The following is a 22,934-nucleotide window of genomic DNA, read 5'->3' as shown; positions in this document are numbered from 1 at the left end:
CTCCCTGCCACTCCCTGGAAGGAAGCGCGCCGTGCCCCTGAATCCGACATCATTCCTGTACGAGGTCGATGCGGCGACCTCCGTCGCGACGATCACGCTCAACCGTCCCGAACGGCGCAACGCCCTGACCTTCGAGGTCTACGACGAACTCCGGAACACATTCGGCGCGCTCGACCGGGAACCGGGGGTCCGCGCGATCGTGATCACCGGAGCCGGCGCCGCCTTCTGCACGGGCGGAGATGTGCGCGACATCATCGGGCCGCTCCTCGAGATGGACGGTGCCGAATTGCTCGACTTCACGCGGATGACGTGCGACCTGATCGCCGCCATGCGGGAGTGCGGCAGGCCCATCGTCGGCGCCCTGAACGGTACCGTGGCGGGGGCCGGGGCCGTGATCGCGACCGCCTGCGATGTGCGGATCGCGGCGGAATCCGCGAAGATCGCCTACCTGTTCACCCGGGTCGGGCTCTCCGGCGCCGACATGGGGATCGCCTGGCTCCTGCCGCGAATCATCGGTCTCGGGCGGGCGACGGAGCTTCTGATGACGGGCGATTTTCTCGACGCGCGGGAGGCGCTTCGTCTCGGGTTGTACAACCGGGTCGTGCCCGACGGCGAGGCGCTCGCGGCGGGGACCGAACTGGCGGCGCGGCTGGCGGCGGGACCAGCGGCCGCGCTGTCCATCACGAAACGCGCACTGGAAAGGGAGGCGCACATGACGCTGCGCGACGCGCTCGCCGAGGAGGCCCGCGTGCAGGCCGCCTGCATGGAGGACCCGAACTTCCGCGAGGGCTTTCGGGCCTTCGTCGAGAAGCGGCCGGCGGTGTTCTCGTGATCGACCTCCATCCCGTCCGCGTCTTTCTCGAACCGCGGCATCTCGAACTCGGAGAGGACCTCGGACGCTACGCGGCGGCCGAGTTCGCCGAACACGCGCATCGGGACGATGATGACCTCGCGCGGCGCTACGCGAGGGAGATCTGCACTTCTCTCGGGCGGGGCGGCTGGCTGAAGGCGATCGCCCGACAGGATTTCCGGGCCTGTTCCGTGATCCGCGAGACGCTCGCCTTCTACTCGCCGCTCGCGGACGCGATGTTCGCGCTCCAGGCGCTGGGCTCGACCCCGATCGCGCTGGCCGGCGACGAGAGGCAGCGGCGGCTGTGGCTCGACCGCGCCGTCCGGGGGCGCGCCGTGGCCGCCTTCGCGATGAGCGAGCCGGAGGCCGGATCCGACGTCGCCGCCATGCGCACGACGGCGGTCCGCGACGGGGATCAGTACGTCCTCAACGGCGTGAAGACCTTCATCTCGAACGCGGGGATCGCGGACTTCTATCTCCTGTTCGCCGTCACCGACCCGGGCGAGGGCGTGGCGGGGATCTCCGCCTTCCTCCTCCCGGCCGATACGAAGGGGTTCCGCTTCGTGCGCCCGCTTCTGATGGCCGACCCCCACCCGCTGGGCGAGATCGCGCTCGAAGACTGTCGCCTCCCCGCGTCGGCGCGGGTCGGAGGCGAGGGCGAAGGCTACAAGCTCGGGCTCGCCACGCTCGACCGCCTCCGCCCCACGGTCGGGGCCGCGGCCTGCGGGATGGCGGGCCGCGCGCTGCACGAAGCGCTCCACCACGCCCTCTCACGCCGGCAGTTCGGACGCGCGCTCGCCGATTTCCAGATCACGCAGGAGAAGGTGGGACGCATGGGCACCGACCTCACGGCGGCCCGGCTCCTCGTGTATCGAGCGGCCTGGGAGCGCGACGGCGGAGCGGATCGCACCGACCTCGAAGCCGCCATGGCGAAGTCGTTCGCGACCGAGATTGCGCAGGGCGTGGTCGACGACGCGGTGCAGATCCTCGGCGGACGCGGCGTGCTGGCGGACCATCCGGTCGACCGGCTCTACCGCTCCGTGAGGGCCCTCCGCATCTACGAGGGCGCGACGGAGATCCAGCGTCTCCTGATCGCGCGTCATCTGTTCGACGCGGCGCGCGGCGAGAGCGACCTCTGAGGATCGTCTGCGTCGGAGGCGGGCCGGCCGGCCTGTACTTCGCGATCCTCGCGAAGCGAGCGGATCCGGCGCACGACGTCATCGTCCTCGAGCGCAACCGCCCCGGCGACACCTACGGCTTCGGCGTCGTGTTCTCCGACGCCACTCTGGAAGAACTCGCCGCCGCGGACCCCGAGAGTTACGGGGCGATCACGCGGTCCTTCCACCACTGGGACGACATCGACATCCACTACCGGGGCCAGCGGCTCACGTCGACCGGGCACGGGTTCAGCGGCCTCGCCCGCACCGCGCTCCTCGACATCCTCGAGTCCCGGGCGCGCGACCTCGGCGTCGAGTTGAGGCACGGAGTGGAACACGGAATGGAACACGGCGTGGAAGTCGAGTCCGACGAAGCCTGGGCGGGCGCCGACCTCGTGCTGGCCGCCGACGGCGTGAACAGCGGCGTGCGCGACCGCCACGCCGACGCGTTCGGCCCCCGCATCGACCTCCGCCCGAACCGGTTCGTGTGGCTGGGCACGACGAAGCCCTTCCCCGCCTTCACCTTCTATTTTCGGGAGACCGAACACGGATTGTGGCGCGTCCACGCCTACCAGTACCGGCCCGAATCGGGGGACGAGGGAGACGACGAGGGAGACAAGGAAGACGAACAAGCCGTCTCCACCTTCATCGTCGAGGCGACCGAGGCGACCTGGCGCGCCGCCGGCATGGATTCGGCGTCGGAAGAAGAGACCGTCCGTTTCCTCGAGGAGATCTTCCGCGAGGAACTGGACTCCCGGCGACGCTCCCACCGCCTCATCGCGAACCGCTCGATCTGGCGGGCCTTCCCTACCGTCCGGAACCGATCGTGGCGCCACGGCAACATCGTGCTCGTCGGCGACGCGGCCCACTCGGCCCACTTCTCCATCGGATCCGGCACCCGGCTCGCGATGATCGACGCGATCTCGCTTCACGAGTCGCTCCTCGCCCACGACCTCGCCGTCGCCCCCGCGCTGGAGGCCTACGAGACGGCCCGCCGGCCCGAGGTCGAGAGCGTGCAGCGGGCGGCCCAGGCGAGTCTCGAATGGTTCGAGGGCACCGAGCGGTTTTTGGACACGGAACCCGTGCAGTTCGCCTTCAACCTCATCACGCGCAGCCTCCGCATCACCCACTCCAACCTCGCCCTGCGCGACCCGGAGTTCACCGCGCGCGTCGACCGCTGGTTCGCGGACCGGGCCGCGGCGGCCACGGCGGCCGTGGCGGCCGCGGCGGACGTGGAGGACGCGGCGACGGGGGCCGGAGAAGCTCCCCCCGGGAGCGTCGGGCACGACCCGGCGCCGCCCCCGCTCCTCGCCCCTTTCCGGCTCCGGGAGCTCGAGTTGAAGAACCGGGTCGTCGTCTCGGCCATGTGCCAGTACTCCGCGGAGGACGGGACGCCGGACGACTGGCACCTGGTGAACCTCGGCAGCCGCGCGATCGGCGGGGCCGGACTCGTGATGTCGGAGATGACGGACGTGAGCCGGGAAGGCCGTATCTCGCTGGGCTGCACGGGCATGTACGCTCCCGCGCATGTGGGCGCGTGGAAGCGGATCGTCGATTTCGTGCACCGCCACTCCGACGCGGCGATCGGGATGCAGCTCGGACACGCGGGCCGGAAGGCGTCCACGCAACTGTCCTGGGAGGGCGACAACGAGCCGCTGGACGAGGGCGGCTGGCCGATCATGGCCGCTTCCCCGGTGCCCTGGTTCGAGCACAGCCCGGTTCCCCGCGAGATGACGCGGCGGGACATGGACCGGGTGACGGCGGAGTTCCGGCGAGCGGCGGAAATGTCGGAGGAAGCCGGCTTCGACCTGCTGGAGATCCACTTCGCGCACGGCTACCTGCTGGCCAGCTTCATCTCTCCTCTCACGAACCTCCGCGAGGACGAGTACGGGGGAGACGTGGACGGACGGCTGCGCTTCCCCCTCGAAGTGCTCGCGGCGGTGCGCTCCGCGTGGCCGCCGGAGAAGCCGATTTCCGTCCGGATCTCCGCGGTGGACTGGGCGGAGGGCGGAATGACGGCGGACGGAGCCGTCGCGGTCGCGCGCCGCTTGAACGCGGCGGGCGTGGACATCATCGACGTCTCGGCGGGGCAGACCGTACCCTGGCAGAAGCCGGTGTACGGCCGGCAGTACCAGACGCCCTTCTCGGATCGCATCCGGCACGAGGCGGGGATCGCGACCATGGCCGTGGGCAACATCTCCTCGTTCATGGACGTGAACACGATCCTCGCGGCGGGGAGGGCGGACCTGTGCTGTCTCGCCCGCGCGCACCTCTGGGATCCATACTGGACTCGGCACGCGGCCTACGCTTCCGGGGCGCCGATCCCCTGGCCGCCGCAGTATTCGTCGCTGGACGGCTATACGCCGAGGTTCGAGTGGGGCTACTGAGCACGCGGGCGCCCTGAAAACGGGCCGCTGAAGGGAGATTCATGGCGCACGACAAATACGTCACCTATGCCGGCTACCTGCACCTCGAGGAGCTGCTGTCGCTCCAGCAGGAGCAGTCGGGCGTGGACGGGGACCGCGAGCACGATGAGATGCTGTTCATCATCATCCACCAGGTGTACGAGCTGTGGTTCAAGCAGCTCCTGCACGAACTCGAGTTCGCGCGCGGCCGGATGGACGCGGACGACATGCCGCGGCTCCTGCACACGATGCAACGCATCCTCACGATCCTGAAGGTCCAGGTCGCCCAACTGGACATCCTGGAGACGATGCGTCCACTGGAGTTTCTCGCCTTCCGGCAGCGGCTCGAGGAGGCGAGCGGACTGCAGTCGTACCAGTTCCGCGAGCTCGAATTCATTCTCGGCCACAAGCGGACCAGCGTGTTCGACCGATACCCGGCCGGGAGCGACGCCCGCCGCCGACTCGACGCCCGCTACGGCGAGCCCTCGCTGTGGACCGCCTTCGTCCGCTTCCTCCACGCGCGCGGGTACCCGATCCCGGCGGAAGACCTCGAACGGGATGTCACGGCGCCGACCGAGCCATCCGCGGGGGTGCAGGCCGCCCTCGTCCGGCTGTACCGCGAGGACCCGCAACTCGTCCAGTTGTGCGAACGGTTCGTGGATCTCGACGAGGGGCTCCAGGAATGGCGCTACCGGCACGTGAAGATGGTCGAGCGCACGATCGGGGCGCGCCCCGGCACCGGTCGGACGGGGGGCGCCGACTACCTGAGGAAGTCGCTGAACCGCCCCGTGTTTCCCGACCTGTGGGCCATCCGCACCGACCTGTGACGGGACCTGTGACGAGCCCCGCGACGAGCCCCGCGCCGGAGGATCTGTACCGGGAGCCGAACGCGCTCGCTCCGCACTATTCCCGCTTCCGGGTCGCGGAGCGGCTGCTCCTCACGGGACATTCGCACCAGGCGTGGCCCGACTGCGGCTTCGCGGGGCAGCTCCGGGCCTGGGAGGACGCCGCCCGCCTCGTGGACGGGAAGTGGGAGGAGGCGTTCGCGCGTGGGAATCGGGTCCGCGCCGGGTATGCCGAACTCCTCGGGCGCCCGGAGCGTCCGGACGACGGGGACTACGCCCTCGGCTCGAACACGCACGAACTCGTGATCCGCTTTCTCTCCGCCCTGCCCCTGCGCGCGCGGCCGCGACTCGTGACGACCGCGGGCGAGTTTCACTCCATCCGTCGCCAGCTCGACCGGCTGGAGGAGGAGGGGCTGACCATCGTGCGCGTGCCCGTGGACCCCATCGACTCGCTCTCCGAGCGGCTCCGTCTCGCGACGGACGACGAGGCGGCGGCCGTGCTGGTCTCCGCCGTCCTCTACCGTGACGCCCGCATCGTCGACGGACTCGGCTCCGTCGCGGAGCGCTGCCAACGGGTCGGGGCCGAACTCCTCGTGGACGCCTATCACGCGCTGAACGCAGTCCCCTTCGATCTTTCGAGCCTGGGACTCGAAGGCGCGTTCGTGACCGGGGGCGGCTACAAGTACTGCCAACTCGGGGAAGGCAACTGCTTCCTGCGCGTGCCGCCGGACTGTCGGCTGCGTCCCGCCGTCACGGGTTGGTTCGCGGAGTTTTCGGCCCTGCACGAGGGGGAAGACGCGAGGCGCGTGAGCTACGGCCCGGGAGCGGAGCGGTTCGCGGGCAGCACCTACGATCCGACGAGCCACTACCGGGCAGCCGAGGTGTTCGACTTCTTCCGCGAGCGGGGACTGACGCCGGAGTTGCTGCGCGAGGTGAGCCGGCATCAGGTGGGCCGCCTGGCGGAGGCCTTCGACGCCATCGACGCGGATCCGGTACTCATCGACCGCGACCGGGAGACGCCTCCCGGGGCGGTGGGCGGCTTCCTCGCGCTGCGGACGCCGCGGGCGCGCGATTTCCACGAAGCCCTCGCGGCGCGGGGCGTGGCGACGGACTACCGCGACGACCTCCTGCGACTGGGCCCGGCCCCCTATCTCACCGACCGCCAACTGGACGACGCCGTCGCCGCCCTCGGAGAAGCGGCCTCTAGCCTCTAGCAGATTTCTCTATCCCGGTAGCGTCGCAGCAATTGATTTTCCACCGACTTTCCGTTACGTAATCGTTTCGCCACGCTCCTAACGGTTTTCCCACGACGGTGTCCGTGAGCAAGACCGGCAGAATGCCCGTAGGGCAGACCTGGCTGATCCGGGAACTCGGTTTGGCCGTGCCCCCACCCGCCATCGAGAGTTATGTCGTGGCCGGCGCCCGGCGCACCGAGACGCACGGGCCGCGAACCCGCGAGTCGTATCCGATGCGGTACGCCCCGGAGGACTCGGCGGTGTCGCACCTCCGTTTCGCGCTGCGGCACGAGGCCTTCGACCTGGGGGTATTGGTCGGCGCGCTCCGGGCGATCGACCCCGGAGAGATCGAAGCCTGGGTTCGCGCACAGCCTACGGGCGCGTTCAGCCGGCGGGCGTGGTTCCTCTATGAGACCTTCAGCGGGCGGACACTGGACCTGCCCGATGCGAGCGTTGGCAACTACGTCGGCGCGCTCGACCCGAGCCGGCATGTGGTTGCGGCGCGGCGCAACTCCAGGCGCCACCGGGTGGCCGACAACCTCTTGGGAGAGCCGGGCTTGTGCCCCGCGGTGAGATTGACCGGGAAGTTGCGGGAAGCGATGGAGTCGAACCTTGACAGCGAGGCTCGCGCACTCACCGAAGGCTACGACCCCCACCGTCTCACGCGCGCCGTGAACTACCTGTACACGAAGGAGACGCGTTCCTCGTTCGCCTTGGAAGGCGAGACGCCGAGCGCCGGCCGCGCCGAACGGTTTGTGGCGGCTCTACAATCCGCAACCGCTTTCGATCCCTCCGAAAAGAGCGCGCTCGTAGCCTTGCAGCGCACGATCGTCGACTCGCGCTACGCGGCCGATGGCTGGCGCGACATCCAGAACTTCGTCGGCGAGACCCTCGGCGGGTATCGGGAAAAGGTCCATTTTATCTGTCCGCGGCCGGAAGATGTCCCCGACCTCATGAACGCGTGGGTTGCCCTGACCAGGCGAATCCTCGAAGGCGGCGTGGATCCGGTTGTCGCCGCAGCCGTATCGTCGTTCGCATTCGTCTTCATCCATCCCTTCGAGGACGGCAACGGCCGGATCCACCGCTTCATGATGCACCATGTGCTCGCCATGCGTGGCTACGGACCGCCCGGCATCATTCTCCCGGTATCCGCGGCGATTCTGCGCGACCGCCGCCGCTACGACGATGTTCTTGCCGGCTTCTCGACGCCGCTAATGGACCTCATTCGTTGGGAGTGGGCGAACGGGCACGCGCCAGGCCGTCGCGTGGTCGTTAAGAGCGACAGTGCCCACTTCTACCGCTACTTCGACGCCACCGCCATGGCCGAGTATCTGTACGATCGGCTGGCGGACTCGGTGCGCCGCGACTTGAGGGAAGAACTCGATTTCCTCGCGGTGTTCGACCAAGCCCTCGGCGGTGTCCTTGAGATCGTCGACATGCCGGATCGCCGGGCGTCGCTGTTGGTGCGGCTGTGCATGCAGAACGGTGGACGGCTCGCCGCGAGGAAGCGCGCTCGATTTGCGGAGTTGACCGATGACGAGGTAGTTGCGATGGAAGACGCGGTGCAACGAGCGATGTCCGCTGCGGCGAAGGAGCGTTGATCGTTCGTATCGTCCGGCCGTCAGGGCGTGTGCGGCTCGAAGGGAAAGCCATCGGGCCGTGAGGCGCGGCGCACGGCCCAGTCCAGGTCGGCCCGGCTGTCCACGCCCCGGACCATCGTCTCGAGGTCGCCCGCCCCGGCCAAATCCTCCGTCGTGACGTATCGCACCCGCAACCGCTCGAGGAAGCTCATCATCGAGGGAGACGAGGAGGGAGACGAGTCCCCGCGCGCGCCGCCCCGCGCCACGAGCCGCGCGGCCAGCCGGCCGACGTCCCGCCGATAGGCGGCGCACAGCGGCTGGGCCCGGCCGCGGGCGCGCGGCACGACGGCATCCGGGGCATCCAGGGCATCCGACTCCGCGACGCTCGCGAGTTCACGGCTCAGACGGTCGACGAGATGCGGCGTGACGAAGGGAAGGTCGCCCGCCAGCACGACGCAGATCGCGCCGTCCGCCGCCGCCAGCCCGGAGGCCACGCCGGCGAGGGGGCCGAGGTCGGGTACCGGGTCGGGCACGACGCGGAGGGCGCGGCCCTTCGGGTGCCGGAGCGCGACCGAGCCGCGCGGGCGGCCCGCGCGCTCCGCTCCGGACTCCCAGCCCTGCGCGGCGAGGGCGCGCCGGAAGGGCGGAACCTCGCGCACCGCCAGGACCACGTCCGCGATATCCGCCGTCGCTTCCAAGATCCGCGACAGCACGGTGCGGCCGCCGATCTCCACCAGCGGCTTGTTGCGGCCGAGGCGGCGCGAACGCCCGCCGGCCACGATCACGAGCGACCTGTCCGGCCCGCTCACGCTCCGGCAGGCCCCCCGGGGCCCGTCGCCTTCGCCCGGCCCGCCACGCCGAGATCCGCCAGCAACGCGGCCACCCGGCGGCGAATGTCATCCCGGACCGCGCGGAACTCCTCGGCCGGAAGGTCCTTCGGGTCCCGCACCTCCCAGTCCTCGCGACGCCGGGCGGGCACATGCGGACACGCGTCGCCGCACCCCATGGTGACGACCGCATCGAACGGTCCGGGCGGCACGTCGTCCAGCCCCTCCGACCGGTGGGCGCCGAGATCGTAGCCCAACTCCGCCATGGACTCGATCGCCCGCGGGTTCACCACGCCCGAAGGCCGCGATCCTCCGCTCGCCGCCTCCACGCCGTCACCCGCCAGCAGGCGGGCGAACGCCTCCGCCATCTGGCTCCGGCAGGAGTTCTCCACGCAGACGAAGAGGAGCCGCGGTCGCACGGGGTTCTCGCCGGCTCGGCCGGGTCAGCCCCCGAGGACGTTGAACTGCCGGCTGAACTTGACGATCAGCGAGCGGCCCTGCGGCCCGTGCAGATCCTGGATCCCCTGGATGTCGTTGTAGACGATGAACAGGCCGGTCCCCGCCGTGTTGAGCCACCCGAAACGCACGTTGGCCGAGAAGGTGTCGAGCTGCGTCGAATACTGGACGAGCGACTGCAGGTAGACGCGCGGCGAGAAGAAGTACCCGAAGTTCACGCCGGCCAGCGTCGCCACGAAATCTCCGTGCTCCAGCGTGACGTTGTTGTAGTCGAGCCGGAGCGACGTGCTGAACGAGGAACCCGAGCGCACGGTCAGGGTCCCGTTCAGGCTGCGCCGCGACCCCGACAGGAACGAGCCGATGTTCGCCCCGCTGTTGAAGGAGACCTTCGCCGACTCGTCCGTCCAGAAGCGGACCTGGCTCTCCCAGCCGTCGTACGTCCCGGCGGGCACCGTAACGTCCGAGCCGGGGAGAGGGAACGGCTCGTACAGCCCCTCCCGCACCCAGTTGACGCCGGTGTGGGCCTCCATCCCGTCGTTGAACTCCCAGTGGGTGTCGATGTGGAGCCGCGCCGACTCCTCGAACCCCTGCGCGACGCCGGTTTTGTCGCTCCGGAAGGTGTAGTAGGAGACGTGCGGGCGGATCTCGCGGAAGGTCTCGGCCGGATGGATGTTGTGCATCAGGAAGACCTGGTAGTACCGGTGCCCCGCCCGGCGCAGGAAGCCGACCTCGGGGTTGAAGTTCTCGCCGAAGTGCTGGTACTGGACGTTCCCCCGCCACTTGCGGGTCGTGAGACCGAAGGTCGCATCGAAGGCCCGGTCCGCGTCCGTGAGGCCGGGGGTCTCCGTCCTCGCCCCCCAAGCCGTCAGCGTCCACGCCTCCCCCAGCCCCAACTGTCCATCCACGGCGTAGGTCCGGTTGTAGTCGTCGAAACCGCTCCCGTCGCGGTTGATGAAGGCGGCGCCGACCCGCGACCGGTTCGGCAGTTCCCGCGCCACGCGGGCGACCGAGTACGCGTTCGCGCCCTGCACACCCTCGACCCCGTCGGTCCCGATGTGCAGCATCCCGACGTTGAACCCGGCCGCGCGCCCCGAGACGCGGGCGCCGCCGGTGATCGGAACCTGCCGGCCGTTGGCGATGCCGATGCGGCGGCTGAAGAAGAGATCGGCCCCGCCGCCCCCGACCGCGAAAAAGCCCGCGTTCTCGAGGAAGAAGGGGCGCTTTTCGGGGAAGAGCAGGCTGAAGCGCGTGAGGTTGACCTGCTGGTCGTCCACCTCCACCTGCGCGAAGTCGGTGTTGTACGTCGCGTCGAGCGTCACGCCCCGCGTAAGCTGGAGCTTGGCCTCGCCTCCGAACTCGTAGTTCCGGTCGAACGCCGTCTGCCCGCCCGCGTAGTCTCGCTCCGTCGACCCCAGCATGTACGGCGTGACCGACCCGAGGCGCCGGAAGGGAAGCTCGAGCCCCGTCAGGTGCCCCGCGTAGTTGAGCCGGTAGAGGGTGAACTCGCGGGGGACGGCGGACCAGAAGGACTCCTCGTTCCGGCGCCGGATCTGGCGGGAGACGTTGAAGCCCCAGGTCGAGTCGGTCCCGTAGCGGAGCGTGTTGAAGGGAATCCGGAACTCGGCGTACCAGCCCTCGCCGTTGCGGCTCGTCGCGACGTTCCAGGAGCCATCCCAGTTCTTGTTGAAGCCCCCGCCGGCGCCGGACTGCATGCGCCGCTGCGTGTTGAAACCGCCCCCCAGGAAGAAACCGCCGCCGCGGCCTTCGTTGGCGACCTGTCCGTCGTACTCGATGCCCGACGGCGTCGTCCCGAACACGAACGCGTTCTGGTAGTCGTGGTAGGTGTCGAACGCGAGCAGGATGTGGTCGGCCTCGGAGACCTCCATGTCGCGGATCCGGTCCCCGGAGATGATCCCCGCCGGATCCTCGTCGAAGGCCCACACGCCGATGTAGATGGCCTCGTCGTCGAACACCATGCGGACTTCGGTGCGCTCGGATGCCGGTTGCCCGTCGAAGGGCTCGCGCTGGATGAAGTCCGTCATCACCGGCGCCCCGTTCCAGGCCGCATCGTCCAGGACTCCATCGACGACGGGAGCCTGCTCCGCACGGACCGCCAGGCCTTCCAGCGGAGGAGGCGGTGCCTCTTCCGGTTCGTGCTGCCCCGGACCGTCCTGCGCGCGCAACTCCGGCGCCGGCACGGACAGGACGACCAGCCCGGCGATGAGACAGGCGACCCCGAAGCGGAGCAGCCCGTGGCAAAACCCTGCGTCAGCGCTTTTGCCGCGGGCTGCCAGCCCGGGCAGACCATGGTTTCTTCGGAAGCTCATGCGATGAACACCTTGGATGGACACCTTGGATGAACCCGCTTGGATGAACACGGATCAGCACCTTGAAGGATCGACGAAGGATCGACCTGCGCACGCCAGGTCGAAAAAAGTAACACGTACCCGCTCCGCACGGTTGCAACGGAGAACCCGCCGCCGCTATGTTCAGATGTATGGACACCGTTCAATCACGATTGCGATTCTTCCGCAAGGAGCTTCAGTGCTTGTCGCTGCGCGATTTTCGCGGCCACGTCAACGCGGAGTTGCCGGAGCACGCGCGCGTAAGCCTCGGCACGCTCTCGAACTACGAACGGGAGGCCGCCGGGTCGTCGAGGGCGGGCCCCCGGGCCGAATTCCTGGCAGCGCTGAAGCGCGCCTTCCCTCCCCTCCGGCTCGAGTGGCTGATTCTGGGCGACGGAGAGCCGACGACCATCGCCGAGCGACTCGCCGCGCCCGAAGAATCTTCCTTCGCCGCCCGGGTTCTGGCGCGGTACCCCGATCTCGAGCTGCTCTCGCCGGAAGCGTCGGCCCTCTTCATGGCCGCGCTGACGCGGCTGGCCATGGGCGAACCGGAGATGGCGCTGGACGAAGGGGACCTGATCCAGCTTGCGGGCGACCTGCGCTGGCTCCTGCTGCTGCCGGCGGGAGCGTGGGGGTTTCGCCACGCGCCGCCCTACCGGGCGTTCTCCGACTACGCCGTCGCGATGCTGCACGCGCTGAGCCAGCTCATGCCCGAGAGTGGACGGGGCGACGCGATCGCGGACCACGCCGCCTCGATTCTCCCGCGGCTGCGCCGCTTTCGGTCGGTCGGTTTCTAGACGCCGGAGGGACGATTAGATTCCCGCCGAACTCTTCCTGATGACGCTGGACATACTGGATATACATGGCAACCCCTATCGACCAGACCGACGACCTGGAGCGCGCACTCAGCGCCCTCGCCCGCCCCGAATGGCGGGATCTCCAGGCCGAGGACCTCCTCGCGATGTATCGCACGATGTACACGTCGAGAACGATCGACGACCGCGAAATCGCGATGAAGCGGCAGAACCGCATCTTCTTCCAGATCTCCGGCGCCGGACACGAGGCGCTCCTCGTCGCGGCGGGACGCGCGCTCAGACCCGGCTACGACTGGTTCTTCACCTACTACCGCGACCGCGCGCTCTGCCTCGAACTCGGCATGTCTCCGTACGAGATGTTCCTCGGCGCGGTCGGGGCGGAGGAGGATCCGTCCACGGGCGGACGGCAGATGCCGGCGCACTTCGGTTCTCCGCCCCTGCACCTCGTCACGCCTTCCAGTCCGACGGGCACGCAGTTCAACCAGGCGGTAGGGTGCGCGGAAGGCATCGCTCGCGCCCGGGCCGCCGGCCTCGACGCCCTCGACGCGGTCAAACCGCACGTGGAATCGGATGAGATCGTGCTCGTGTGCACGGGGGACGGCACGACCTCGGAAGGAGAGTTCTGGGAGGCGATCAACACCGCCTCCAACCTGCAGCTTCCCATCCTCTTCCTCGTGGAGGACAACGGATACGCGATCTCCGTGCCGGTGGAGGTCAACACCGCCGGGGGCAGCATTTCGAGTCTCGTGCGAAACTTCCCGAACCTCCACATCGAGGAAGTCGACGGAACGGATCCGCTGGAGAGCTATGTCGTCATGCGGCGCGCCGCGCGGCATGTGCGGTCCGGCCGCGGTCCGGCACTCGTTCACGGGCATGTCACCCGGCCCTACAGCCACTCGATGTCCGACGATGAGCGCCTCTACAGGTCCGAGAGCGAGCGGGAACTCGAAACCGCGCGCGACCCGCTCGTCACCTTCGCCGATTACCTCGTCCGGGAAGGCGTGATCGAGGCCGGCGCCCTCGAATCGCTCAAGGCGGAGATCAAGGCCGACGTCGCCGACGCGGCGGATCGGGCCATGGCCCGCCCGCAGCCGGACCCCGATACCGTCTACGCCCACGTGTACTCGCACGACGTCGATCCCGCGTCGAGCGCCTTCGAGACGCAGGCCCGGCCCGACCCGGAGGGGAATCCGAAGACGATGGTCGACCTGCTCAACGCCTGCATCCGCGACGAGATGCGGCGCGAACCCCGGATCGTGGTGTTCGGGCAGGACGTGGCGGACGCGAGCCGCGAGGAAATCCTCGAAGAGGTCAAGGGCAAGGGCGGCGTCTTCAAGGTGACGCACGGCCTGCAGCGCGAGTTCGGGTCGCTTCGGGTGTACAACGCGCCCCTCGCGGAGGCGAACATCGTCGGACGCGCCGTGGGCCTCGCCGTGCGCGGGCTGAAGCCGGTCGCCGAGGTCCAGTTCTTCGACTACATCTGGCCGGCCTACCACCAGTTCCGGAACGAGGTCGCGACCTTCCGCTGGCGCTCCGCGGGAACCTGGAAGTGTCCGCTCGTCATCCGGACCACGTACGGGGGCTACATCTCGGGCGGCGCGATGTACCATTCGCAGACGGGCGCCTCGCTCTTCACGCACACGCCCGGCATGCACGTGATCTGTCCGTCGAACGCGACGGACGCGAACGGGCTCCTGCGCACCGCGATCCGGTGCGACGACCCGGTGCTCTTCCTCGAGCACAAGCACCTGTACCGGCAGACGTACAACAAGGGCGTCTATCCGGGCCCCGAGTACATGATCCCGTTCGGCAAGGCCGCGCTCGTGGCGGAGGGGGACGACCTCACGATCGTCACGTACGGCGCGATGGTGGAACGCACGCGCAAGGCGCTCGCGAAGCTGGACCGCGCGGGGGAGCCGGTGCGGGCGGACCTGATCGACCTGCGGTCGCTGAACCCGGTCGACATGGACACGATCCGGCGCTCCGTGATGAAGACGAACCGCGTGCTCGTGGCCTACGAGGACGCGAAGTCGTGGGGCTACGGGGCGGAGATCTCGGCCCGCCTGGCCGACGAACTGTTCGAGTGGCTCGACGCGCCGATCCGGCGGATCACCTCGACGGACACCTTCATCGGCTACGCGCCGTCGTTCGAGGACGCGTCGCTGCCGCAGGTCGACGACATCGCCGAAGCGATCGTGGAACTCGCCACCTGGTAGATCGATACCGTATTGCCCAAACCGAGCTAGGTTTGGTCGGTATCCGCCAGCGGCATTCCCCGCAGAGCTAGAATCTTGTTTCGGAGTTCGATACCGATGACGCGCCGGATGTCGCGCTCCTCCACCCCGCGCTCGAAAGCGATTTTGTTGACAAGCACCTGCTCATCATCGGAAAACTCGAGTGTATGGTCAGCGTACGCGAAGCAGAACTGCTGCACGGTGTAAGCATCCATACCCTTTGTGCGAGACTGGATGGGAGTGCTGAGGCGGGCGGCCCAATCCTTCGCCGAAATCTCCTCGGCGATGTCTTCGCCGAGTTTGTTCAGCCGGATGGGACTCCGAATTTCGGTAACGGCGAAGCCCAGGGCACGTTCTACGGTGCCAAGACGGTCGAAAATTCCGGTGATCTTCTCCTCGATCCTCGCCATGAATTCCCCAAAATTCTTCCGCTCTACATCAACGTTCCCCTTCCATTCCGCGAACCCCTCAAGATGCCTCCGGCTCTCATCAACGGCGCCGCGCCACTCTGCTCTCTTGATGATGTGACGGACAAGCGCCCAAATACCAGCGACGATTGCGATGGCGAGAGCTATCGCAGCTCCCGCCGGTAGGCCAAGAATCTGGCCGTTCTCCATGAATCAAACGCTCCGAGAAAGAATCGGTTGCCCACCACAACATACCCACACCCGGCGCATCGTGATCCGAGTCGGGTCACTCCCCATCCTCCTCGTCCTCATCATCTTCGTATCATCACCACCGGTTGCTCGCTCCGGGGTTCGGGGCGGCCCGTTGCCTCAGGCTTTGCGGCGGGCGCGCCAAGCGCGGATGTGATCCCTGAGTTCCGCCCGCGACACGCCGGGACCGCACCACTCCAGGCGAGCCCCGAAGGCGTCGAAGTGGGGGAGCGTCGAGTCGTGGATCCACGCGGGCTCGAGGCCGTGCCGCCGGCCCCACGCCTCCAGTTCCTCGCGGGAGGCATCGCTGTAGACGTGGCACAGCGGGTCCCCCTTCGAGATCCCGAGGCGGGAGATGTCCTTCCGCGAGGTGTGGTAGTGGTAGCGGATCATGCGCCCTCCCCGGAGACCGGCGGCCCTCCCGACCGGAGTTCCTCGAGCGCTTCCAGGCTGCGGGGCCAGTCCTTTCCCAGCAGCCGGGAAAGGGCCCGGTCCGCCAGCACCTTCCCGCCGGTTTGGCAGGCGGCGCAGTAGTTCGTTTCGTTGTCCGCGTATCGGATCCGCTGCACCGGAGCCGCGCAGTCCGGGCACGGCCGCCCGTACTTCCCGTGTACGGCCATCTCGGCGTGGAACGCGGTCACCTTCTCCGGGAACTTCCCCGCAAGTTGATCGCGCAGCCGGCACGTCCACCGCTCGAGCGTGCGGCGCGTGGCCTCGTGGAGCCGGCCGATCTCCTCGTCATCGAGCCGGCTCGTCCACTTGATCGGCGACAGCTTCGCCCCGTGCAGGATCTCGTCGGAATACGCGTTGCCGATGCCCGAGAAGAGCCGCGGGTCCGTGAGCGCGCGCTTGAGCGTGTGGTTGCGGGCCGTGAGCGTCTCGCGGAAGACGGCCGGGTCCGCCGTCAGGGGATCGATGCCGCCGGGGTCGTGCCGCGCGAGGGCCTCGGCGCCCTGCACGACGTGCAGCGACGCCCGTTTCTTCGTCCCGGCCTCCGTGAGCAGGAGGCTCCCGTCCGCGAAGTCGAAGGCGGCGAGACCGAGCCGTCGCGGGATCTTCACGCCGGGGTCCCGCCACCGGAGCCGACCCGCGATCATGAGGTGGAGGACGAGCCACAGATCCTGTGCGTCCCGTGCGTCCTGTGCGTCTTCGCGTTCGTCGCGGGCGGACAGTCCGATGGCGATGCGCTTCCCCAGCCGGCGCAGGGCCACGACCTCGCGTCCGTGTGCCTCCGCCAGGGGCGGGTCGACGCTCCGCAGCAGGAACGGACTGCCGAGCCGCACCCGCTCCAGCGTACGTCCGAGGACGCGCGCCTCCAGCCCTTCCAGGTAGATCGTGATGTCGGGCAGTTCGGGCATCGGCACCGTCCGGCGAAGCACCCCGAACGCCAGCGTGGCGTCTCCGCGCTAGCCGTCCGGGCGGGATGCGTGTCCGTGTCCGTGGGCGGCTTCGTTCGGTTTCTCGAGGGTGTTGCGAAGGTCCTGGACGTAGTCCGGGTGTTCGCGGCTGAACTCCGGCCATTCCTCATCCGCAGCGATGATGCCGCCGATCGCGCCCATCGCGCCGTCCGGCGCCGGGTGTTCCAGCGGGTTCGAGTACTGGACGGAGATGCGGTAGACATGGTCCTTCCGGATCCGCACGCCCCCGCGCCACCACAGCCGGCTCGTGGGCACCCCGATGGTGCGGCCCTCGCCGTCCACCTCCGGCCCCGTTTCCCAGATCACCTTGCCCGCCGTCACGTCCTCGAGCCGAATCCAGTCCCCGTAGTCGTGCAGGTGCCCTCCGATGCCGAGGATCCGGCCGTCCACGGCGGGGCTGCCCTCCCAACTCATCCCGTGCGTCCCCGGCGGGAGCGGAAACTCCTTCTCGCCGACGGGGCCCATCACGTCGAGATAGAACGGATAGATGTCCACCGGTCCGATGAGGCCCGGATCCTCGAACGGCGTGTACGGCAGCCGGATGTGGAGGAAGGCTTCGTCGTGCGACGCATCGGGGAGCGGGGCGAACATCGCGCTCACGAGGACCCGGGTGCCCGGCGCGAGGGGATACCCCAGCACGCCCGGCAACAACTCGCTCTTCGTCTCGCGGCCCGCGGCGAGGACCCGGCGCGGGACGGCGGAGAAGAGTTCGCGGTTGTCGGGGTCGATGAGGTTGACGTGATGGAGCAGGCGTTCGGGGAGCGGGTTGCCTTCCCGGTCCTTCATCTGCCACGAGAAACCGTGCATCCAGCCCGCGACCGGCACCTCCGCGAGTTGCACCGGGGGCCGGAGGTGCGGACCGCCGGCCGGCAGAGAGACGGGGCCGACGACGATCTCGAACTCGCGATCGGCCGCGTGCACGCGCACGTCGATGAGCGGACTCGCGGCGGGCTGGCGCGGCGGGGCCGAGTCGTCGGCGTGCGCCTCGCCGGCACGGGCCGAAGCTCCGTGGGCGTGTTCCTGCGCGGCGTGGGTGGCCGGCGCCAGCGGGTGCGGCGACAGCAGGAGGCCGAGGGTGACGAGGTGCGGCACAGGGCCGCGCGGGCGCCGGTTCCACATCGCGGTGGCTCCCCTCAGCGGTCGGACTCGAGGATCAGTCGGGCGGTGGAACGTCGAAGTAGGTGTAGTTCTTCGCGGTGAAGGCGTCGTACTGCTCCGGCACTTCGTCGTCCGGATAAATGGCCTCCACGGGGCACTCCGGCACGCAGGCACCGCAGTCGATGCACTCCTCGGGATGGATGTAGTACTGGTCCTCGCCCTCGTAGATGCAGTCGACGGGGCACACATCCACGCAGGATGCATCCTTCTCGCTCATGCATGGTTCGGTGATGATGTAGGTCATGCGCGGGAAGATACCCGAGGCCTGAGGGCTGAGCAATTCCGCGTTGCCGCCCGCCGGAGCGGGGGGGCGGCGGGTTGGTCCGCCGCGCAACAGCCGGTATCTTGGGCGGTTCCCGGCGGACGGCATACGGACGGCATACGGAGAGCATGCGGAGAGCGAACGGACGGTGCGGCCGGGGGCGCGGGACCGGGAAACGCAGGGCGGATCACAGGGCGGATCACATAGAGGCGATCACACAGCGAGAAGGCGGCAGGCGTGAAGCCACTCGAGGTCATACAGGGAGGGAGCCCGGCCGATGCCTGGCCTTCGCGGAAACCGCGATGGCTCAAGGTGCGGGCGCCGGGAGGGCCCAACTATCAGCGTCTCAAGGCACTGATGCGGGGGCTGGAACTCAGCTCCGTCTGCGAGGAGGCGCAGTGCCCCAACATCGGAGAGTGCTGGGAGGCGGGCACGGCGACGTTCCTCATCATGGGCGACGTGTGCACCCGCAACTGCCCCTACTGCGCGATCGCCCACGGCCGGCCGGAGGAACTCGACGAAGACGAGCCGCGGCGGGTCGCGGAGGCCATCGAGCGACTGCAACTCAACCACTGCGTCATCACGTCCGTCGACCGCGATGACCTGCCCGATGGCGGCGCCTGGATCTTCGCCGAGATGATCCGCGAGATCCGGCGGCGCCGTCCCGAGTGTTCGATCGAGGTCCTGACGCCGGACTTTCGGGGGAATCCCGAGGCCATCCGCACGGTGATCGACGCGCGGCCGGAGATCTTCAACCACAACATGGAGACCGTGCGCCGGCTGCACCGGGTCGCCCGGCCGGGCGGGCGCTACGAGCGCTCCCTGGACGTCCTGACGACGGGCCGCCAACTGGACGACCGGGTCCTCATCAAGACGGGGATCATGCTCGGACTGGGGGAGACGTCCGCCGACATCGAGGAGTTCATGGGCGACGCGCTCGAAGCCGGCGTGCAGATCCTGACGCTGGGGCAGTACCTGAGGCCGTCGCCGGACCATCTTCCGATCGACCGCTACGTGTCCCCGGAGGAGTTCATGCGCTGGAAGGAGATCGGAGAATCGCGAGGGTTCCTGCACGTGGAGAGCGGGCCGCTGGTTCGGTCCAGCTATCACGCGCGCGAGCAGGTGGTCGAACTGCGCCGGAGGGTTGCGGCGCTGGCGGCGGGATGAGCGCGGCGAACTCCGGCCGGTCCGCGGCCACGGTCTCCGACGCGCCGGCGGGGGGAGCCCCCGAGGGATCGACCGACGACCCCGACGTATTTCTCGGACTCTCGAGGGAGGAATGCGTAGCGCTCCTGCGGGAGATGATCATCGAGCGCCGGTTCGAGGAGAAGGCGGCGGAGGTCTACCAGGTCGGCAAGATCGGCGGTTTCTGCCACCTCTATATTGGGCAGGAAGCGGTCTCCGCGGGAGCGATCACGCCGCTGCGGGACGACGACTACGTGATCACCGCGTATCGCGACCACTCCCAGGCGATCGCGCGCGGGATGACGCCGAACGCCGTCATGGCCGAACTCTACGGGCGGGTGGACGGTTGCTCGAAGGGCTTCGGCGGCTCGATGCACATGTTCGACAAGTCGCTCAACTTCATGGGCGGACACGGGATCGTCGGGAGCCACCTCCCCATCGCGATCGGGGCCGGATACGCGATCCGGTACCGGGGCGGGGACCAGGTCTGCGTCTGTTTCTTCGGAGACTCGGTGGTCAACATCGGCGCGTTCCACGAGTCGATGAACATGGCGGCGCGCTGGAAGTTGCCCGTCATCTTCATCCTCGAGAACAACCGCTACGGGATGGGGACCGACTACCGGCGCGTGGCGGCGGTGAAGGAACTCAAGGACCGCGGCCGGGGATACGACGGCCTCACCTCGCTCGATGTGGACGGCATGGACGTGCTGGCCGTCCGCCAGGCGACGGAGGAGGCGATCGAGCGGGGACGGAACGAGAAGACCCCCAGCTTCATCGAGGCGCGCTGCTTCCGGTACATGGGCCACTCGATGGCGGATCCGATGCACGGGACGTACCGGACGCGCGAGGAAGTCGAGAAGTGGCGCTCCGATGACCCGATCCTCTCCTTCACCCGGCAGCTGATGGACGCGGGGCGTCTGACGGAGGAGGCGTACAAGGCGATGGACCGCGAAGCGAAGGAGATCGCCGAGGAGTCCGCGGCCTTCGCGGACCGGAGCCCCTTCCCGGATGCGGAAGCGCTGTATCGCTACGTGTATTCGGACGGGTATCCGGACGACATGCGGCGACGCGACGCGTGGCGGAAGGAGCTGCGCTGATGGCCGTCCTCACGTATCGGGAAGCGCTGAACGACGCCCTGCGCGAAGAGATGGAGCGCGACGACTCGATCTTCATCATCGGTGAAGAGGTGGGGGAGTACGACGGGGCCTACAAGGTCACCAAGGGGCTGCTCGACCAGTTCGGGGAATGGCGCGTGCGGGACGCCCCGATCGCGGAGTTGGGGTTCGCGGGGCTCGGCGTGGGCGCGGCGATGGCGGGCCTGCGGCCGATCGTCGAGTTCATGACGTGGAACTTCGCCTTCCTCGCGATGGACGAGGTCGTGAACGGGGCGGCGAAGCTGTTCCAGATGTCGGGGGGGCAGTACAACGTCCCCATCGTCTTCCGGGGACCGGGCGGCGCGGCGCTCCAACTCGCGGCGCAGCACTCGCAGTCGCCCGAGCCCTGGTACAGCTACGTGCCCGGGCTGAAGGTGATCGCGCCCGCCACGGCGAAGGACGCGAAGGGACTCCTGAAGAGCGCGATCCGCGACAACGACCCGGTCGTTTTCATCGAGAGCGAGATCATGTACAACCTCGTCCGGGATGAGGTGCCGGAGGAGGAGTACGTGACCCCGATCGGGGTGGCCGAGGTGAAGCGCGAGGGATCGGACGTGACCGTCGTGTGCCACTCGAAGATGGTGCACCAGGCGCTCGCGGCGGCGCGCGCGCTGGAGAAGGAGGATATCGACGTCGAGGTGCTGGACCTGCGCACGGTGCGTCCGCTGGACGTGGACGCGGTCGTGGCGTCGGTCAGGAAGACGAACCGGGCCGTGGTCGCGGAAGAGGGGTGGCCGATGTGCAACGTCGGAGCCCAGGTCGTGGACGACATTCAGCGCGAGGCCTTCGACTCGCTGGACGCGCCGGTGGCGCGCGTGAACGGGCTGGACGTGCCCATGCCCTACGCGAAGAACCTCGAGAAGCTCGTAATCCCGAACGCGGACCATGTGGCGGCGGCGGTCCGCCACGTGTGCTACGCGGACTAGCCGCGGACGCCGGCCGATATGCCAACGAGAGTCGTGATGGCGCAGCTGAGCCCGACGATGGAGGAGGGCAAGCTCATCGAGTGGAAGGTCGCCGAGGGCGATGCCGTGGCGCAGGGAGATGTCGTCGCGGAGATCGAAACCGACAAGGCGAACATGGATGTCGAGGCGCTCGGCGGCGGCGTGCTGCGCAAGATCGTCGTGCAGGCGGGCGCCACGGTCCCCGTGGGGGCGCTGATCGGCGTGATCGCCGCGCCGGACGAGTCGATCGACGCCCTGCTCGCCGAGGCGAAGGCGGCCGGCGGCGCCGGGGCGGGGGAAGGGCTCGCGGACGGCCCGGCAGAAGTGCACGCGCCGGTGCCCGCGGCTCCCGCGACGGGCGAGGCGTCCGGGCCGTCCGAGCCCGCGGCCGGAACCGGACAGCCTGTCGCGGCCGCGCCCGAGCCCGCAGCGGCGGCCGGGGGCCGCATCAAGGCCTCGCCCGTGGCGCGGCGCATGGCCGCGGAGAGCGGGATCGCCCTCGCCGGCCTCGCCGGCTCCGGGCCGGGCGGCCGGATCGTCAAGGCCGACGTCGAAGCCGCGCTGGCCGGCGGCCCGGCCGTTGCGCCGTCCCCCGCCCCCACGCCCACGCCGGCCCGCGCGCCGGCAGCTACGCCGGCCCCAACACCGGCGCCCACGCTCGTCGCGCCAGCGCCCGGCCTCGAGGACCGGGTCGAGGAGGCGAGCCAGATGCGGAAGGCCATCGCGCGCCGGCTCGGCCAGTCGATCGGGCCCGTCCCCCACTTCTTCCTCACGACCGAGGTCGACATGGGCCGGGCGCTCGAATTGCGCGCGGACCTCAACGCCCGCTTCGCGGACGGCAAGATCGGCGTGACGGACCTGCTCCTGAAGGCGACCGCGGAGGCCCTCAACCGGCACGCCGGGGTCAACGCTTCGTGGGAGGAGAACGCGATCCGCTACCACGGCGCCGTCCACCTCGGCATCGCGGTGGCGCTCGACGAGGGCCTCATCACGCCGGTGCTGCGCGACGCGGGCCGCAAGGGGCTGCGGCAGATCTCGGTCGAGGCGCGGAACCTCATCGCGCGGGCGCGGGCGCGCAAGCTCGCGCCGGAGGAATACCAGGGCGGGACGTTCTCCGTCAGCAACCTCGGCATGTTCGAGATCGACCAGTTCACGGCGATCATCAACCCGCCGGAAGCCGGCATCCTCGCCATCGGACAAACGGTCGAGAAGCCCGTCGCGGTGAACGGCCAGGTCGTCGTCCGCAAACGGATGCGCGTGACGATGTCGTGCGATCACCGCGTCATCGACGGGGCCACGGGCGCGGCTTTCCTCGGCGCCTTCAAGGCGATGCTCGAGAACCCGCTCGAGATGATCCTGTAGGCAGGCTGGCGGGACTTCCTGAGAACCAGAGAATGAGAGAGTGAAG

Annotated in this window: 20 protein-coding genes; 12 read left to right on the top strand and 8 right to left on the bottom strand. The window is 69.0% G+C overall.

Annotation, left to right across the window (positions count from 1 at the left end; translation table 11 throughout):
- Positions 1 to 31 precede the first annotated feature (31 nt).
- The 6 genes from ACOGXI_RS13740 (at position 32) to ACOGXI_RS13715 (ending at position 8,093) form a co-directional block, all read left to right on the top strand.
- The gene (locus tag ACOGXI_RS13740) at positions 32 to 832 is read left to right on the top strand and encodes an enoyl-CoA hydratase family protein (protein ID WP_419939398.1); all 801 of its coding nucleotides are present in this window, start codon (positions 32 to 34) and stop codon (positions 830 to 832) included.
- Positions 829 to 1,989 carry an acyl-CoA dehydrogenase family protein gene (locus ACOGXI_RS13735; protein ID WP_419939397.1) on the top strand — a complete coding sequence of 387 codons (1,161 nt, stop codon included), beginning with the start codon at positions 829 to 831 and terminating at the stop codon, positions 1,987 to 1,989. Before ACOGXI_RS13740 ends, ACOGXI_RS13735 begins: the two co-directional genes overlap by 4 nt.
- Positions 1,986 to 4,394, top strand: coding sequence for an FAD-dependent monooxygenase (locus ACOGXI_RS13730; protein ID WP_419940207.1), 2,409 nt, complete (start codon positions 1,986 to 1,988; stop codon positions 4,392 to 4,394). Before ACOGXI_RS13735 ends, ACOGXI_RS13730 begins: the two co-directional genes overlap by 4 nt.
- Positions 4,395 to 4,435: 41 nt before the next feature.
- Complete coding sequence (locus ACOGXI_RS13725) at positions 4,436 to 5,239, top strand: tryptophan 2,3-dioxygenase (protein ID WP_419939396.1); 804 nt, start codon at positions 4,436 to 4,438, stop codon at positions 5,237 to 5,239.
- An 8-nt stretch (positions 5,240 to 5,247) separates the two neighbouring features.
- Positions 5,248 to 6,471 carry a kynureninase gene (locus ACOGXI_RS13720; protein WP_419939395.1) on the top strand — a complete coding sequence of 408 codons (1,224 nt, stop codon included), beginning with the start codon at positions 5,248 to 5,250 and terminating at the stop codon, positions 6,469 to 6,471.
- A gap of 104 nt (positions 6,472 to 6,575) precedes the next feature.
- The gene (locus ACOGXI_RS13715) at positions 6,576 to 8,093 is read left to right on the top strand and encodes a Fic family protein (RefSeq protein ID WP_419939394.1); all 1,518 of its coding nucleotides are present in this window, start codon (positions 6,576 to 6,578) and stop codon (positions 8,091 to 8,093) included.
- 20 nt (positions 8,094 to 8,113) lie between these two features.
- Here the strand turns inward: ACOGXI_RS13715 and mobA are convergent, their stop codons facing one another.
- Genes mobA through ACOGXI_RS13700 form a run of 3 tightly spaced genes read right to left on the bottom strand, consistent with a single transcriptional unit; the run spans position 8,114 to position 11,682 of the window.
- Entirely contained in the window at positions 8,114 to 8,881 is a 768-nt protein-coding gene (gene mobA / locus ACOGXI_RS13710; RefSeq protein WP_419939393.1) for a molybdenum cofactor guanylyltransferase, read from the bottom strand.
- Positions 8,878 to 9,318 (bottom strand): arsenate reductase ArsC, encoded by a 441-nt coding sequence (locus ACOGXI_RS13705; protein ID WP_419939392.1) that lies wholly within the window; start codon positions 9,316 to 9,318, stop codon positions 8,878 to 8,880. Before ACOGXI_RS13705 ends, mobA begins: the two co-directional genes overlap by 4 nt.
- 24 nt (positions 9,319 to 9,342) lie before the next feature.
- Positions 9,343 to 11,682, bottom strand: coding sequence for a DUF5916 domain-containing protein (locus ACOGXI_RS13700; RefSeq protein ID WP_419939391.1), 2,340 nt, complete (start codon positions 11,680 to 11,682; stop codon positions 9,343 to 9,345).
- A gap of 221 nt (positions 11,683 to 11,903) precedes the next feature.
- On the opposite strand from ACOGXI_RS13700, the gene ACOGXI_RS13695 reads away from it, so the two are divergent.
- Both ACOGXI_RS13695 and ACOGXI_RS13690 read left to right on the top strand, forming a co-directional pair.
- Positions 11,904 to 12,497, top strand: a complete 594-nt coding sequence (locus ACOGXI_RS13695; protein WP_419939390.1) for a hypothetical protein — start codon at positions 11,904 to 11,906, stop codon at positions 12,495 to 12,497.
- A gap of 65 nt (positions 12,498 to 12,562) precedes the next feature.
- Positions 12,563 to 14,731: an alpha-ketoacid dehydrogenase subunit alpha/beta gene (locus tag ACOGXI_RS13690; protein WP_419939389.1), complete on the top strand. Its 2,169-nt coding sequence runs from the start codon at positions 12,563 to 12,565 to the stop codon at positions 14,729 to 14,731.
- Positions 14,732 to 14,757: 26 nt separating this feature from the next.
- On the opposite strand, the gene ACOGXI_RS13685 is transcribed toward ACOGXI_RS13690, so the two are convergent.
- The 5 genes from ACOGXI_RS13685 to ACOGXI_RS13665 all read right to left on the bottom strand — a co-directional run bounded on the left by ACOGXI_RS13685 (position 14,758) and on the right by ACOGXI_RS13665 (position 18,225).
- A complete protein-coding gene (locus ACOGXI_RS13685; RefSeq protein ID WP_419939388.1) occupies positions 14,758 to 15,366 on the bottom strand; it encodes a hypothetical protein in 609 nt (202 codons plus the stop codon).
- 159 nt (positions 15,367 to 15,525) lie between these two features.
- Positions 15,526 to 15,798, bottom strand: coding sequence for a DUF4031 domain-containing protein (locus tag ACOGXI_RS13680; RefSeq protein ID WP_419939387.1), 273 nt, complete (start codon positions 15,796 to 15,798; stop codon positions 15,526 to 15,528).
- Positions 15,795 to 16,763, bottom strand: a complete 969-nt coding sequence (locus ACOGXI_RS13675) for an Fpg/Nei family DNA glycosylase (protein WP_419939386.1) — start codon at positions 16,761 to 16,763, stop codon at positions 15,795 to 15,797. Before ACOGXI_RS13675 ends, ACOGXI_RS13680 begins: the two co-directional genes overlap by 4 nt.
- Positions 16,764 to 16,811: 48 nt before the next feature.
- On the bottom strand, positions 16,812 to 17,942 hold the full coding sequence (locus ACOGXI_RS13670; protein WP_419939385.1) for a hypothetical protein: 1,131 nt from the start codon (positions 17,940 to 17,942) through the stop codon (positions 16,812 to 16,814).
- Between the two features lie 34 nt (positions 17,943 to 17,976).
- Complete coding sequence (locus tag ACOGXI_RS13665) at positions 17,977 to 18,225, bottom strand: ferredoxin family protein (RefSeq protein ID WP_310757742.1); 249 nt, start codon at positions 18,223 to 18,225, stop codon at positions 17,977 to 17,979.
- Between the two features lie 255 nt (positions 18,226 to 18,480).
- Between ACOGXI_RS13665 and lipA the strand changes: the two genes are divergently transcribed.
- Genes lipA through ACOGXI_RS13645 form a run of 4 tightly spaced genes read left to right on the top strand, consistent with a single transcriptional unit; the run spans position 18,481 to position 22,888 of the window.
- Positions 18,481 to 19,410, top strand: a complete 930-nt coding sequence (gene lipA / locus ACOGXI_RS13660; RefSeq protein WP_419939384.1) for a lipoyl synthase — start codon at positions 18,481 to 18,483, stop codon at positions 19,408 to 19,410.
- The gene (pdhA, locus tag ACOGXI_RS13655; RefSeq protein ID WP_419939383.1) at positions 19,407 to 20,525 is read left to right on the top strand and encodes a pyruvate dehydrogenase (acetyl-transferring) E1 component subunit alpha; all 1,119 of its coding nucleotides are present in this window, start codon (positions 19,407 to 19,409) and stop codon (positions 20,523 to 20,525) included. The genes lipA and pdhA overlap by 4 nt, the downstream gene beginning before the upstream one ends.
- Positions 20,525 to 21,508 carry a pyruvate dehydrogenase complex E1 component subunit beta gene (locus ACOGXI_RS13650; RefSeq protein ID WP_419939382.1) on the top strand — a complete coding sequence of 328 codons (984 nt, stop codon included), beginning with the start codon at positions 20,525 to 20,527 and terminating at the stop codon, positions 21,506 to 21,508. The genes pdhA and ACOGXI_RS13650 overlap by 1 nt, the downstream gene beginning before the upstream one ends.
- Positions 21,509 to 21,544: 36 nt before the next feature.
- Complete coding sequence (locus ACOGXI_RS13645) at positions 21,545 to 22,888, top strand: dihydrolipoamide acetyltransferase family protein (RefSeq protein ID WP_419939381.1); 1,344 nt, start codon at positions 21,545 to 21,547, stop codon at positions 22,886 to 22,888.
- The last annotated feature ends 46 nt before the right edge of the window (positions 22,889 to 22,934 follow it).

It is taken from the genome of Candidatus Palauibacter sp. (genome assembly GCF_965208055.1).
Lineage (GTDB): Bacteria > Gemmatimonadota > Gemmatimonadetes > Palauibacterales > Palauibacteraceae > Palauibacter.
This window is presented reverse-complemented; position numbering and strand designations above follow the sequence as displayed.